The 14,351-nt window shown below is 60.8% G+C and carries 10 protein-coding genes; 6 read left to right on the forward strand and 4 right to left on the reverse strand.

What is annotated here, in order from left to right:
* Window positions 1–10 precede the first annotated feature (10 nt).
* From BLIJ_RS01050 to BLIJ_RS01065, 4 genes are all read left to right on the forward strand, one after another.
* On the forward strand, window positions 11–1,315 hold the full coding sequence (locus BLIJ_RS01050; protein WP_012576649.1) for an ABC transporter permease: 1,305 nt from the start codon (window positions 11–13) through the stop codon (window positions 1,313–1,315).
* A gap of 33 nt (window positions 1,316–1,348) precedes the next feature.
* A complete protein-coding gene (locus BLIJ_RS01055) occupies window positions 1,349–2,572 on the forward strand; it encodes an ABC transporter permease (protein WP_012576650.1) in 1,224 nt (407 codons plus the stop codon).
* 15 nt (window positions 2,573–2,587) lie between these two features.
* Complete coding sequence (locus BLIJ_RS01060; protein WP_011068491.1) at window positions 2,588–3,385, forward strand: ABC transporter ATP-binding protein; 798 nt, start codon at window positions 2,588–2,590, stop codon at window positions 3,383–3,385.
* Between the two features lie 114 nt (window positions 3,386–3,499).
* A complete protein-coding gene (locus BLIJ_RS01065) occupies window positions 3,500–4,063 on the forward strand; it encodes an FMN-binding protein (protein WP_012576651.1) in 564 nt (187 codons plus the stop codon).
* A 5-nt stretch (window positions 4,064–4,068) separates the two neighbouring features.
* On the opposite strand, the gene BLIJ_RS01070 is transcribed toward BLIJ_RS01065, so the two are convergent.
* The 3 genes from BLIJ_RS01070 to BLIJ_RS01080 all read right to left on the reverse strand — a co-directional run bounded on the left by BLIJ_RS01070 (window position 4,069) and on the right by BLIJ_RS01080 (window position 9,572).
* Window positions 4,069–4,668 carry a TetR/AcrR family transcriptional regulator gene (locus BLIJ_RS01070; protein ID WP_012576652.1) on the reverse strand — a complete coding sequence of 200 codons (600 nt, stop codon included), beginning with the start codon at window positions 4,666–4,668 and terminating at the stop codon, window positions 4,069–4,071.
* Between the two features lie 114 nt (window positions 4,669–4,782).
* Window positions 4,783–6,945, reverse strand: a complete 2,163-nt coding sequence (locus BLIJ_RS01075) for a YhgE/Pip domain-containing protein (RefSeq protein ID WP_012576653.1) — start codon at window positions 6,943–6,945, stop codon at window positions 4,783–4,785.
* Window positions 6,942–9,572: a YhgE/Pip domain-containing protein gene (locus BLIJ_RS01080; RefSeq protein WP_012576654.1), complete on the reverse strand. Its 2,631-nt coding sequence runs from the start codon at window positions 9,570–9,572 to the stop codon at window positions 6,942–6,944. Before BLIJ_RS01080 ends, BLIJ_RS01075 begins: the two co-directional genes overlap by 4 nt.
* A gap of 587 nt (window positions 9,573–10,159) precedes the next feature.
* On the opposite strand from BLIJ_RS01080, the gene BLIJ_RS01085 reads away from it, so the two are divergent.
* The gene (locus tag BLIJ_RS01085) at window positions 10,160–11,446 is read left to right on the forward strand and encodes a putative ABC transporter permease (protein ID WP_012576655.1); all 1,287 of its coding nucleotides are present in this window, start codon (window positions 10,160–10,162) and stop codon (window positions 11,444–11,446) included.
* A gap of 174 nt (window positions 11,447–11,620) precedes the next feature.
* The gene (gene gnd / locus BLIJ_RS01090; protein WP_041981587.1) at window positions 11,621–13,075 is read left to right on the forward strand and encodes an NADP-dependent phosphogluconate dehydrogenase; all 1,455 of its coding nucleotides are present in this window, start codon (window positions 11,621–11,623) and stop codon (window positions 13,073–13,075) included.
* 147 nt (window positions 13,076–13,222) lie between these two features.
* Here gnd and pgl read toward each other — a convergent pair whose 3' ends face one another.
* Window positions 13,223–14,065: a 6-phosphogluconolactonase gene (pgl, locus tag BLIJ_RS01095; protein WP_012576657.1), complete on the reverse strand. Its 843-nt coding sequence runs from the start codon at window positions 14,063–14,065 to the stop codon at window positions 13,223–13,225.
* Window positions 14,066–14,351 lie beyond the last annotated feature (286 nt).

The following is a 14,351-nucleotide window of genomic DNA, read 5'->3' on the forward strand; positions in this document are numbered from 1 at the left end:
GGCAAGAATCATGTTCTTTCTGCGTATGATTACTCGCTCGTTCACCCGACAGCTGCGCCGGCGCCTGCTTATCGCGCTGACCGTATGCCTGTCGGCGACCGTGTCCGTATCGATGCTGGGCGTCGTGTTCGACGTGGGCGACAAGCTCAACGCCGAGCTGTCCACCTACGGTTCGAACATCACCGTGCAGCCCAAGGCGGACGCGGTCGTTTCCGACCTGTACAACACCGAGTCGGGCGGCGCGGCGTCCACCAGCGACCCGACCGCCTTTCTGAAGGAGTCGGACGCGGCCAAGATCAAGACGATCTTCTGGTCGTTCAACATCACCAACTTCGCGCCGCAGCTCAACATCCACGCCATGGTGAACGGCACCAACGTGCCGGTCGTCGGCACGTGGTTCAACAAGGACCTCAAGATTTCCACCGGCGAGACCACCGTCGTGGGCGTGGAAGGCATGCGCTCGTGGTGGCAGCTGGATGGCAAGTGGCCCAAGGACGATTCCGATCAGGGCGTGATCGGCAAGACGCTGGCCTCCGAACTCGGTGTGACCACCGGCGACACCATCACCCTCAACAAGACCACCGCCTCGGGCAAGAAGAACGAGCAGAAAATCAAGCTCACCGGCGTCTACGATTCCGGCGACGAGGACAACGGCTCGCTCTACATCGCCTCCTCCACGGCCCAGGTGCTCGCCGACCTGCCCGATTCGGTCGACAAAATCGAGGTCAAGGCCCTGACCACGCCGGAGAACGACCTGGCCCGTAAGGCCGCCGCGAATCCGGCCGCGCTGAGCCAGGAGGAATGGGAGACCTGGTACTGCACCGCCTACCCGAGCTCGATCGCCTACCAGATCGAAGAGGTGATTCCGGGCGCGGTGGCCAAGCAGGTGCGCCAGGTGGCCGCGTTGCAGGGCAATGTGCTGCAGAAGACGCAGGCCGTGATGATTCTGATGACCGTGCTGAGCCTGATCGCCGCAGCCGTGGCCGTGGCCAACCTGATGGTCGCCTCGATCGGCGAACGGTCTGGCGAGCTGGCGCTGCTCAAGGCGCTCGGTGCCACCGATGCCGCGGTATCCCGCCTGATGCTGGCCGAAACGGCGGCAATCTCGCTGCTGGGCGCGATTGTGGGCGCGTTGCTTGGTTCCGGCGTGGCCCAGCTGATAGGCCGGGTGGTATTCGGTTCCGGCATCACGATGCGGCCGATGGTGTTCGTGCTGGTGTTCGTGCTGCTGGCTGTCACCGTGCTGCTGGCGTCCGCCTCCTCGATTCGTTCGATTCTGAATCTCAAGCCCGCGGAGGTGCTCCATGGCCGCTGAGTTTATCTACGTAGGTGTGGAAGGAGGAAACCGATGACCAACACCGGTATGTTCTTCAGAATGCTGTTCAGCGCCGTGTTCCGCCGGCGTTCGCGCGCGGTGATGGCCGTGGTGGCGTCGCTGGTCGGCGCGGCCACACTGTTCTGCCTGGCGATGATCTGCCTCGCCGTGCCGCAGCAGATGAACGAGGAGATGCGTGCGTACGGCGCGAACCTGATTGTCACACCCACCGAATCGACCAATGCCGACGGCAAGGCCGGCATCGACAAGGCGATGGTGCAGCACACCACTGAAATGGTCAAGGCCAAGGGTTCCGCGAAATACGCCACTTACCGCTACGAGAACGTGCGCGTCAACGCCTCGCCGTACGTGATGGCCGGCGTGAATGCGGCGCAGGTCAAGAACCTCAACCATCACTGGGTGGTCGACGGCTCGTGGCCGACCGACGGCAAGGTGCTGGTCGGACGTGACATCGCCGACGCCATCGGTCTGAGAATCGGCTCCGCCATCACCATCGGCTACCGTGCATCCGATAACGCCAGCACCAACGGCACTTCGTCGAACTCCTCGATCGACCAGCAAACCAAAGACGGCCGTGTCTCCAGTGACATCATGGACACCTCCGGCACCGAATTCCGCGTGGCCGGCATCGTGGACACCGGCGGCAGCGAAGACTCGATCATCTACGCCACCAACGCCGACGTCAACAAGCTCACCGGCATCACGCGCGGCGTGGACGTCATCGAGTATTCGGCCGGCTCCAGCGACCTCGCAGGCCTGGTGTCCAGCATCAACGACATGACCTCCATGCACGTCAAGGCGCAGCAGGTCACCAAGATCACCGCCTCCGACACCCGCATCATCACCATGCTGCAGACGCTGTTCTGGATCGTCTCGTTGGTGGTGCTGGTGCTGACGCTCGTCGGCGTCGGCACCACAATCAGCTCGATCGTCTCGCAGCGACGCAACGAGATCGGCCTGCGCAAGGCCCTCGGTGCCAGCTCGCGTGCCATCGGCACCGAGTTCTACATCGAATCATCGCTCTACGGCCTGATTGGCGGCCTCGTCGGCACCGCAATCGGCTACGGACTTGCCAGTTGGCTGTGCGTGGCGGTGTTCGAACGCTCCATCGGATTCAACTGGTGGCTGGCGCTGATCTCCGTGCTGTTCAGCGCGCTGGTCGCCATCGTCGCCTCCATCCCGCCCGTCCACCGCGCCACCCGCATCGACCCCGCCGTCGTGCTTCGCGAAGAATAAAGAAAGAGAAACGTCATGCTACTTGAACTCGACCACATCTCGAAGATCTACGGCGACCTGCATGCCGTGGACGACCTCAATTTGACCGTGCCGGAAGGCGAATGGCTCGCCATCGTCGGCTCCTCCGGCTCAGGCAAGACCACGCTGATGAACATGATCGGCTGCATGGACACGCCCTCCAAGGGCTCCGTGAAGCTGGAAGGCCGCAAGCTGGAGGACCTGAACGCCACGCAGCTGGCCGACGTGCGCAAGAACCTCATCGGACTGGTGTTCCAGAAGTTCTATCTGGTGCCGCACCTGACCGCCGTGGAAAACGTGATGGTGGCCCAGTACTACCATTCGGTGGTCGATGAGAAGCAGGCCATGGAGGCGCTGGAAAAGGTCGGCCTGAAGGACCGCGCCCACCACCTGCCCGGCCAGCTCTCCGGCGGCGAGCAGCAGCGCGTGTGCGTGGCCCGCGCGCTGATCAACGACCCGAAGCTGATTCTGGCCGATGAGCCCACCGGCAACCTCGACGAGAAGAACGAGAAAATCGTGCTCGACCTGTTCCGCAAGCTGCACGAGCAGGGCACCACGATTATCGTGGTCACCCACGATGCGCTTGTCGCCAGCTGCGCGCAGCGCGAGATCATGCTCAACCATGGCGTGCTCGTCGGTGAGAAGTGGAATGACGAGGATGCGCGCAAGGCCTACGAGGCGGCCGGCGGCAAGCCCGCCTCCACGGGTGCACAGGTCGAGGGCGCGCAGAACGGCGAGACCGCCATTGGTTTCGCTGACCCCACCAAGGCCGCGAAAACCGGCGGCGAGGAGTAGGGCCGTCAGGGGCATCGAGCAGTATGTGAGGAATACATGGCAAGCTGATGGTCTCTCCCCCCAGTCAGCTTCGCTGACAGCCCCCTCGTCAGAGGGGGCTTAAGGAGCGTGAATATGACCGAAAAGAATACGTTGAAGAAATCTGCGACATTGGCGGCGGCCGGACTGGTCGTGGCTGGCGCGCTGCTGGCCGGGTGCGGCGAATCCAAGGCCACGCCGATGGACGATGCGTACGCCGGCAACTCGGGCGAGACCGAGAAGTCGCAGGAAGAGCAGTCGCAATCCCAGTCGAACGGCTCCGATAGCTCCGACGGCTCCGATTCCGGCTCATCGCACAACGACCCGTCCACCACCACGTCCGACAAGAAGGACACCGGCAACTACAAGGACGGCAACTACTCGATCAACGGCCAGTACGGCCCGGTCGGCGAGGATTCCATCGACGTCCATCTGACCATCAAGGACGGCAACGTCGAGACCGTCAAAATCATTGGGCACCCGTTCACCACGATTTCCAAGAACCATCAGGACGACTTCGCCAAAGCCATCAACGGCGTAGTGGACGGCAAGCCCCTGAAGGGACTCAAAGTGGACAAGGTCGCCGGCGCCAGCTGGACTTCCGACGCCTTCAACAAAGCCCTCGAAGTCGCCCGCCAGGAGGCTTCGATTCAGGAGTAAGACCGCTACTTCAGCAATGCTGGCCACAGCAGATCGGCCATGCGCGAGGCCCAGGCGGTGTCGTCGTCCATCGCTTTGCCCTCGATGGCCTCATACGCCACCAAAGATCCGATAATCGTGGACAACAGCAACTTCTCGTCAACGTCCTCGCGAAACACGCCCTGCGCGACTCCCTGCTTGAGGAACGCCCCCACATGCTCCAGCCACGGGGTCACCACCTGGTCGACGATGTGCTGGAAGAACTCGGCCTCGCTGGACAATACAATGCCCACGCGCTTGACGTCGATGTCGTTGTCGCGCACCCAATCGACCAATCGCTGCAATAGTTGCGTGAAATGCTCACGCGTGGGGCTGGGCACTGGGCCGGAATCTGGGATGGCCAGATACATCGCGCTGATCTCGCGCAGCAGCTCGTCGGCATTATGGTATCGACGGTAAATCGTGGTTTTGGCCACACCGGAGCGCCGGGCCACCTCCTCGATGGTCACGCCGCTGATGCCGCGGTCCACCGCAATCTGCAGCGTGGCTCGCATGAGCTTGCGATCCGTCGCCTCGCGCGTGCGCTCACCGCGCGGTGTCGCCGTCGTACCTGTCATCTCCGTCATCTCTTCTCTTCGAAATATGCTCCCGTACGCTCCAGCTGGCGGGAGCTGGCTGGCAAAGCCAGACTGAGGGTGGTAAGTCCATGCCGTTTGTAGGCAACTCCCGGATAATACCTACTAGCCCAGCACTTTAGTGCTCTCGACTTTGGCTACATACCACTGGTTGAACCGCACCAGTGGCTTCCTGAGCAACAGTCCAAGCAACAGTAGCGGCGGCACGAATGCCAGCAGCATTCCGGCGGCCCGCCAGTAATCCATGTCGTAGATGCCGGCGATGGCCGCACGCATCATCGTCACCGCATGGGTGAGCGGCAAGAACGGACTGACTTTGGCGATGAAGTCGGGCAACATCTGCACCGGGTAGGCAGCGTTCGCACCCGAAATCTGCACGATGAGCATAAGCACGCCGATTGCCTTACCCACATTGCCGAAACTCACCACCATCGTATAGGTGAAGAACGAGAACACCAGCGAGGCCAGCCATCCGGACAACATAAACAGCAGCGGATGCACGGCCTGCACGCGCAGGAACAGCAGATCGCCGCCGAGCGACACCGTGGATTGCAGCAGCGCAATCAGCGCGAACACCCCGTAATGCCCAAGGAAGAGCCGATGCGGCCGCGGATCGCCCAAGGCTTTGCGCGTCCGGCGAGACACGGTGGTTTTCAGCGTCACCACCATCAGCAGCGCGCCCACCCACAGCGGCAGCAGCGTGTAGAACGGCGCCATCGACGAACCGAAATTCGCCACCGGGAATACGGCCTTGCGCCTGAGCTGCACCGGCGCGGCCAACGTACTGGCCAGCGTTTCGGGATCATTGCCCAGCACCTCTTTGACCATGCTCATATCGCCACTGTTTAGTGCGTCGCTCAGTGTGCTGTTGAACGAAGCCAGTTCGGCACCGGCGGAACGCAGTTTGCCGGACACCTTGTCCAACGTGGTGCGAGCGTCGCTGAGCATATCGCTGGCGTCGTCGGAAGTCCTTTTCAGGTCGCCGAGCGTGGAGTCCAACTGGGTGGCGCCGGAACTCAGTATGCCGGAGGCGTCAGAGACGGTGGACGACAGGGAGTCGATCTGCGGTTTCACCGTGGCCGTGAAATCCGACTTGATATTGGCGATACTGTTCTGCGCTTGATCGGCCAGATCCTTGACCTGCGCATGCTGATCCTGCGCGTCCTGATTACCTTGGCGAATATTGGTCGCCGCCGTATTCAGCGCTTGCCGCAGCCTGTTCTGCCGTGCGATTGAACGGTCAATCGCCGTGATGATGGATGAGTCGTTGCCCAGTATGCCGGCCAACGTGTTGCGAATTTCAGTGTATTTCTCCGTCTGCTTGCCAATGGCCGTGGCTTGACGGTCCAATTCGTCGGCGGCCGTGGTGGCACCATCATTCGCGTCGGAATACAGCTTGTCTATGGAATCGGACACCGCGCCGAAACTGGAGGCGCTCGCGTCCAGTGCGCTGCTCATCGCGTCAGCGGTGGTGCCCAGGGCTCCGACCACGTCGGTGACTCCCTGCTTGGCGCTGGCGAGATCCTTGCCTCCTTGTTTGGCGGCAGAGGAAACCTGAGTGATCAGCGAGTTCGAGGTGTCGAGCAAGGCGCCGGCCGTATCGGTCAATGCGCTGTATGTGCCAAGCAAATCCGCCGTATCGTCAAGCCGTGTGGCGAAATCGGCGATATTGGCGTTGAAGGTATTCAGTTGCTCTTTGGCTTCGGGCTTGGACAGCTGATCGGCCAGCGAAGACGCGATTTCCAGCCCTGCCGAAGTGATGGTCTTGGCGAACGTGGTGTTGATTTCCGCCGCCACCTCGTCCGTGCCCTCGTTGAGCAGATTCGGTGCCAGCGCGTTCTTCTTCTCGTTGCGGTAATAGGTCAGTTCGGCATGCTGCACATCGTCGGAGAAGAAGGTCATCATGTCTTTGCTGAACGACTTCGGAATTACGATGGCCGCGTAGTATTTGCCGGATCGTGCGCCCTCGACGGCATCGGCTTTGGACGTGATCGTCCAATCGAGCTGACTGTTGGCGCGCAGCGCGTTCACCACCTGATTGCCGACCGTGACTTTCATCGGGATCAGGTCGGAACGATACCCCTCATCCACGTTCGCCACCGCGAATTTCAGGTTCTTCATATTCGAGAACGGGTCCCAGCATGCGGCCACGTTGAACCAGGTGAACAGGCCGGGAATCATCACCAAGCCGATCACGATGATGATGGAGACCACGTTGCTGGTCAGGCGTTTGATGTCGCCGGTAAACAGTTTCCACATGGTGTTCATCGTGCGTGCCTGCCTTCCTTGGTCGGCGGAATAGTGGGGATGATTGCGGTAACGGCGGCGCTCGGGTCCGCTTCTTCGTGGCGTTCGGCGGAGGTGTCGCGACGCTTGGCCTTATGCCCGTACAGCATGGCGCGGATCGACTCGTCGGAGAGGTTGCCGAGCTCGGTTTGGCGGCGGATGGAATCGCGCATGAATTCCACGACCATCAGGAAGCCCATGATGATGAGCACCCATGCCAGCCATGTGCCCATGACCACGATTTTCTCGCTGGTGGTCAGCGCAAACACGATAATGAGCGCGGCCGGCACCACAAATCCGGCGATAAGCGCACCCAGCAGCAGCCGGGGATACTGGTAGGCGAATTTGGCGGCCCGACGTTCGATGGCATGACGGTATTCGTCGCGGTCGGCCAGTGCCGCAATGGCCTGAGTGACACGGTATTCGCTGCCGGGCAGGTGCACCGGCTCGCCGATAATCATGTCGCTTTCCTTGATTTCCCGCGCGAACAGGCGGTTGAGATTGGCCAGTTTCGGCCGGGCGCCGAGGCCAAGCACAAAGGCCAGAACCGCGAAAACCAGCAATTTGCCGATATAGGCGAACCAGAGGCCGTCGTAGAAGCCGCCGATGGTTTCACGCATTGCGTCAATCGAATAGGTGAACGGCAGCAGCGGATAGATGGCGCGGAAGAACGCGGGCATCATTTCAATCGGGTACAGGCCGGAGGCGCCCGGCACCTGCAGAATGACCAGCGCCACGCACACGCCTTTGCCCACGTGCATGAACGTGGTGGAGAGGGCGAAAATCACCGACATATACACCAGTGAGGTGATGACGCAGGTGAGCAGAAACACCGGGGCGCTCGCGCATTGAATGCCGATGACAAGATCGCCGATGGCTGTGACCAGGCCTTGGACGGCGGCCAGCGTGGCCAGCAACAGGAAACGGCCGAGATAGCCTTGAGTGGGCGTGAGATCGTCGATGCCCTCGTCGTCGGTTTCGAGTTTGGGAATGACCACGAGCACGAACGCGCCCACCCACAAAGACAGGGTGGTGAACAGCGGTGCCATGCCGGAACCATAGGAGGCGACTGGGTAGACGGCCCGTTCGCTGATAACACTGGGGGAGAGCATGAAGTCGGCGATTGTGGCGGCATCCAGCTTGCCGTCGGTGTCGATCAGGGAGCTGAGTGAACTGGAGACGCTCAGGGTTTTGATGTCGGTGGCCAGCGTTTCGAGCTTGGTTTGCATGCCGGCCAGCGCCTTATCGGTGTCGCGTAGCGCGGTCACCGTGGTGGAGGCGGCTTTGTCGAGTTGGTCGAGGGTGTGCTTCGACTGATCGATGAGTGAGCCTTGCGACGTGATGCCGGTCGACAGAGTGTTGGCGGTCGAGCTGAGGGTGTTGAGGCCGGTGTTGAGCTGAGGAATGGTGCCGGAGATGATGGTGCCGCGAGCGGTATTGGCCTCGCGCACCGTGGTTTGGGTGGCGGTATTGAGATGCTGCGCCAATCCGGCGGTGTCTGTGGAGGCGTTGCCGATAGTGGTGTTCAGGCTATCGAGGTTGCCCAGTGCGCCGGCAAGCTCGCTATTGCGGCTTTCCAGTGCGGCAATGGCGGATTGCAGCGGTTCTCGATCGGTGTTCGGCAGCCCTTTGAGTTGGTCGATGATGTCGGCGTTCGCTTGGTTGATGTCTTCCGCCGTATTGATCAGTCCGTCTACCTGCTGATTGGCGGCGCTGATGGTTCCGGCTACCGTGCCCACGCTTTGGTTGGCCTGCGCTGCGGCTTGGCTCAGCAGGCTTGAGCCTTGGTCAAGCGCTTCGGACGTGGAGGTGACGAAGCCGTTCAGGCTGGTCTGGGTAGTGCCGATCAGGGTGGAGACGCCGGCCAGGCCTTTCGCGGTGTCGATGCCAAGTGTGCGCGCGTCGTCCAGCGCCTGACGTGCGGTGCGTGTCTGCTCTGGGGTATCGGTGAGTTTGGTGGTGAGTTTGGCGATGGTGCTGCGTGTGTGCTGCACATCGCCGGAGGCCTCGGCAAGGGCCGTGAGGGCCTTGGCTTTGGTGGTGTCTTCGGTGCTGATGACTTTGTCGCCAACCGTATTGATGACTTCGGTAAGTACTTTGGATACGGTGGAGACGAATGTGGAATTGACCGTGCGGTCCACAGTGGACGCGCCGACGTCGGTGACTTTGGGGGCGATGGCGCTGGCTTTTTCGTTGACGTAATACTCCAGAGTGGGCCGACTCTTGCCGCCGGTCACCACGCCGGCGAGATCGTTGGAAAAGTCTTTGGGGATGATGATGGCTGCGTATGCCTTGCCGGATTCCACCTGGTCCATGGCCTCGGCTTCGGTGACGAAGGTCCAGCCGAGCTGGTCGTTGCTTTTCATCTGCTTGACGATTTGATCGCCGAGGTTTTGCTTGCCGATGAGTGCGTTGTCGGTGCCGTCGTCATTGTTGGCGATGGCGACGGTGATGCCTTTGGTATTGCCGTACGGGTCCCAGAAGCCGACGATGTTGTACCACGAATACAGTGGTGGGATGAACACCATGCCGAACAGGATCACCCATGCGGCCGGCACCTTGAACAGGCGCAGGAAGTCGCGTTTGAGGACCTTGAAGATATTGCCCACTGATACCTCCGGAGCTTGGTGTTGCTTGGTTGCTACGTTTTCCGTAGCGATACGTTAATCGTAGCGCTACGGTTGCCGGAGATCAATGGGGTGATTGATGATGTCTTTGGCGGAATAACGCCGCTGCCCAGCGGCTTATCGTGCGTCGCTGGGCATTGTGCCTAATTTTTGTGGCTGGGGTGCTGTGTGGCTGGGGTGCTGTGGGCTGGGGTGCTGTGTGTGTTGGTGTGAGGCTGCCCTCCATGGGGCGGTAAAACCTTCATCGGGCGGTAAGTGGCCCATGGGGCGGTGAAATCCCCATGGGGCGGTGGCTTAAAATGGCTTTATTCCGCGGAATGCGGTTTTGGGCTAACCGCCCCATGGGGTAATTACCGCCTCATGAGAGAGCTACCGCCCCATGGATAAACCGTTGTATCAGCTTTCGATGGTGCCGGATTGGCCGTCGATGGCCGACTGCTCGTTCTGGCTGGATGACTGGTCGGAGCTGGAGTTGCCGGAAGTGTCAGAACCTGTGCCGGCCGTCCATCAAGTTCGGCAAAACTGCAATCGGGTGATAGTGTAAGGGGACGCTATGTGGGGAGGAAACCATGGTTGAATTCAAGGACGATGGCACGGCCACTACCCTTGGAAAGACGCGAGAGAACCGTGACGCCGAGTCCGCAGTCGTGGCCGATCTGGTGGCCGTTGAATTGGACGACGCCGGCTTGAACCTGAACGCCAAGCGATTACCGATTCTGGCGCGCATCTATGGCGCGGTCGTACTGCTGGACGGACTCGCCACATTGCCGATTATGGTGATTTCCATCCTCTATGCCGTGCGCGAGATTCTGGATGGTCATGTGCACGTCGATGCGATGAGCCTGACCTTCATCCTGTCCGCGGTCCGCGCGGTGGTGCTGGTGGTCAGCGCCGTCTGCCTGATCGTGTTCGGCGTGATGCTGCTGCGCAACCATCGCCGGTATGCCGCGCGCTGGACCTACGTGCTGATGCCGCTGACGCTGGCGGATGGCATGCTGTCACTGGCGTTGACCGGCCTCGGCCCCAACCTGCTGATGCCGCTGGTCCAGATGACCATCCTCATCGTGATCTCGGTGACCGCCGACCCCTCCCTGAGCGAGGAACGGCGCCTGCAGCGCGCGCTCAAACGCATGGACGATCGAGATGACTATGAGTCGGCGGTGGCGGCCGGCATGCTGGGACGCGACCAGTCCGGCAAAGGCTACATCGCACTGGACTTCTTCAACATCTTCTGGCTGTTCACCATCGCCTCGGTATTCGGTCTGATCATGGAGACGATCTATCACATGGCGTTGTACAACGGCGAACTTCAGGACCGTGCGGGCCTGCTGTGGGGGCCGTTCTCGCCTATCTACGGCTGCGGCGCGGTGCTGGTGACCGTATGCCTGAACCGCCTGTGGAAAGCGAACCCGTTCCTGATCTTCTGCGCCTCGGCGGTGATCGGCGGCGCGTTCGAATACTGCACGAGCTGGTTCATGGAGGCGGCCTTCGGCATCACCGCGTGGGACTACACCGGCCGATGGCTGTCGATCGACGGGCGCACCTCGGGCCTGTTCATGTTCTTCTGGGGTCTGATCGGCGTGGCGTGGGTCAAATGGCTGCTGCCGCGACTGCTCGCCCTGATTAACCGCATTCCCTGGAAGGTGCGGTATTCGCTGACCGCCGTATGCGCGGTGCTGATGGTGATCGACATCGCCTTCACGCTGATGGCCTTGGACTGCTGGTACGGGCGCATGGCCGGCCAACCGCAGAATTCACCGGTCGCGGTGTGGTTCAGTGAACGGTATGGCGATGCGTACATGGCCAACCGTTTCCAGACCATGCACATCGACCCTTCCAAGGCCGGGCGTATGTGAATGGCAAGTAATTACGCTTCGCGGGCAGAAGGTGCGTAGAGCCTAAGACAGCCCTCGTGCGTGGGTGATAAGCGGGATACACTTTCAAGCGTTGAAGGAATGATTCCCTCCGCTGATGCGCTGTTTTGTGACGCGCGTGATGACGATGGGACAATCAAACGAAAGGCAAGGCACATGGCCGAAGCTACAGCAAACATTGGTGTGATCGGACTGGCCGCGATGGGCTCCAATCTGGCGCGTAATCTGGCGCACCATGGCAATACGGTGGCGTTGTTCAACCGTCACTACTCGCGTACCGAGAAGCTCATGAACGAGCATGGCGCCGAAGGCAACTTTGTGCCGGCCGAGACGCTCGAGGAATTCGCCGCGTCCCTGAAGCGTCCGCGTACCGCCATCATCATGGTCAAGGCCGGTGCTCCGACCGACGCGACCATCGCGCAGCTAGAAGAGGTGTTCGAACCGGGCGACATCATCGTCGACGGTGGCAACTCCTTCTTCAAGGACACCATCAAGCGTGAGAAGGAAGTACGTGCTAAGGGCTTCCACTTCGTGGGCTGCGGCGTGTCCGGCGGCGAGGAGGGCGCGCTCAACGGCCCGTCCCTGATGCCCGGCGGCACCGTGGAATCCTGGAAGACCCTGGGGCCGATTCTGGAATCCATCGCCGCCAAGGTGAACGGCGAACCGTGCGTGACCCACATCGGCACCGATGGCGCCGGCCACTTTGTCAAGATGGTGCACAACGGCATCGAGTATGCGGATATGCAGGTGATTGGTGAGGCGTATGACATTCTGCGCCGTGGACTCGGCATGGATGCCGAGGAGATCGGCGACGTGTTCGAGGAGTGGAACAAGGGCGATCTCGACTCCTACCTGATCGAGATCACCGCCCAGATCCTGCACCATAAGGATGCCGAGACCGGCAAGCCGTTCGTGGACATGGTCGTGGATCATGCCGGCATGAAGGGTACTGGTACGTGGACCGTGCAGACTGGTCTGGAATTTGGTTCTCCTGTGGCTGCCATCGGTGAAGCCGTGTTCGCTCGTGCACTGTCTTCGCACGGTGAGCTGCGTGAAGACGCTCAGAAGGAAGGTCTGGCTGGCCCGAACAAGACCATCGATCTGGCCGGAGAAGACGAGGCCGCGTTCGTCGATGACGTGCGCAAGGCCCTGTTCGCTTCCAAGGTCGTGGCCTATGCTCAGGGCCTGAACGAGATTCAGGACGGTGCCAAGGAATACGGCTGGGATATCAACCTGTCCGAAGTGGCCCGCATTTGGCGTGGCGGCTGCATTATTCGCGCCCAGTTCCTGCTCGACCGCATCACCGAGGCCTTCAAGGGCGATAACCCGCCGGCTTCCCTGCTGTTCGATCCGTACTTCGAGAAGATCATCGGCGAATCGCAGGACGCATGGCGTCGCGTGATCGTTCGCGCGGTGGAGGCCGGCATACCGACCCCGGTGTTCTCCAGCTCCCTGGCTTACTACGATGGTCTGCGCTCCAAGCGTCTGCCCACCGCTCTGACCCAGTCCCAGCGTGACCTCTTCGGTGCCCACACCTACGGCCGCGTCGACAAGCCCGGCGTGTTCCACACGCTGTGGGCTGAAGAAGGCAAGCCTGAAATCGAGGCGTAGCCTCGTGATTTCAGGCTTAGGACAGCCCTGTGGGCTGTCCGGCCTTCTTCAGGCTCGGCGATAGCCGAGCTGAGAAAACAGCAAGCCTGAGATCGAGGCGTAGCCATAGACGAATTAAGCCCCCTCATCAGAGGGGGCTTAATTCACTCACAATGCGGTGACGGTTTCTTCGGTGGAGAACCAGGTGAACTCGTCCACTCCGTTGGCGTAGGAGGACGGGTAATCCGGGTTGTTGGGCTGCTCGAAGACATGGGCCAGCGATTCGGCTTTGCCGGCACCGGCGGCGAAGAACCACGTATGGCGTGAACGTGCGATGAGCGGCGCGGTCAATGAAACACGCAGCGGCGGCATCTTGGGGGAGTGGTTCACACCCACGGTGAGCCTATCGGTAACCTTGACCTCATCATGACCAGGGAACAGCGACGCATAGTGACCGTCCGGTCCCATGCCGAGAATCATCAGATCGATTACCGGTTCCGGACCAAGCTCACGGATGAGTTCGGCCCCATAATCGCGGGCGGCGGCGTCCAGCAATGCATCATTCGCGGCATCGGCGGCGGCGCGAACGGAATCGTCGGCGCTGTCGGCATCGGACATAACATCGGCGATCTCGTCGGCGGAACGAACGTCGGCCGCCATCTCATGGATATTTGATTCCGGCAGCTTGCCGTTGGCCACGAGCTGGTCAAGCAGCAGGCGACGGGCCTCCAAAGCATTGCGATCGGTGTCGTAAGCCGGCACAAAACGTTCGTCGCTCCACCAGAAATGCACGCGCGACCAATCAATCGCATCAGCCAGCGGATCGCTCAGTACCAAGCCCAACGGCTGCGCGGCCGAACCGCCAGACAGCGCCACATCCACGCGCGTGCGGTGCGTGCCATCCGGCAGTCGCTCGGCGAGCAAATCGAGTAGCGCCAAGACAAAACGTTGCGCGCCAGCCTGAATCATCAGATCTTTATTCGGATACACAATGAGTTTTCGAGTTGCCATGTATGGTCCTTATATGGGGTATGTGTCGTACTTTGCAATGTGGATTGTGTTGTCAGTTGACAACGCATAATACGGGTGGCATGCCGGGAATCCAGCCATTTGCAGCAATGAAATGTGTTGTCAGTTGACAACACAATGTACATTGTGCGACATCGCATATGTCACTTTATTACTCCGCGGTCATGAGCTTCGGCATCGCATGAGGTAGGAAACGATGAGCAACGGCGTTGGCATGGCTCGACCACAATTGCCGAACTCATGCCAACGCCGCTGTGGCAACGGTTCT

This window comes from Bifidobacterium longum subsp. infantis ATCC 15697 = JCM 1222 = DSM 20088 (genome assembly GCF_000269965.1).
Classification (GTDB): domain Bacteria; phylum Actinomycetota; class Actinomycetes; order Actinomycetales; family Bifidobacteriaceae; genus Bifidobacterium; species Bifidobacterium infantis.

What these genes read in the sequence shown, in the direction of transcription:
- BLIJ_RS01075 (WP_012576653.1), bottom strand. Translation starts at nt 6,945, where the DNA reads ATGAACACCATGTGGAAACTGTTTACCGGCGACATCAAACGCCTGACC.
- BLIJ_RS01060 (WP_011068491.1), top strand. Translation starts at nt 2,588, where the DNA reads ATGCTACTTGAACTCGACCACATCTCGAAGATCTACGGCGACCTGCAT.
- BLIJ_RS01085 (WP_012576655.1), top strand. Translation starts at nt 10,160, where the DNA reads ATGGTTGAATTCAAGGACGATGGCACGGCCACTACCCTTGGAAAGACG.
- pgl (WP_012576657.1), bottom strand. Translation starts at nt 14,065, where the DNA reads ATGGCAACTCGAAAACTCATTGTGTATCCGAATAAAGATCTGATGATT.
- BLIJ_RS01070 (WP_012576652.1), bottom strand. Translation starts at nt 4,668, where the DNA reads ATGACGGAGATGACAGGTACGACGGCGACACCGCGCGGTGAGCGCACG.
- BLIJ_RS01050 (WP_012576649.1), top strand. Translation starts at nt 11, where the DNA reads ATGTTCTTTCTGCGTATGATTACTCGCTCGTTCACCCGACAGCTGCGC.
- BLIJ_RS01065 (WP_012576651.1), top strand. Translation starts at nt 3,500, where the DNA reads ATGACCGAAAAGAATACGTTGAAGAAATCTGCGACATTGGCGGCGGCC.
- BLIJ_RS01055 (WP_012576650.1), top strand. Translation starts at nt 1,349, where the DNA reads ATGACCAACACCGGTATGTTCTTCAGAATGCTGTTCAGCGCCGTGTTC.
- gnd (WP_041981587.1), top strand. Translation starts at nt 11,621, where the DNA reads ATGGCCGAAGCTACAGCAAACATTGGTGTGATCGGACTGGCCGCGATG.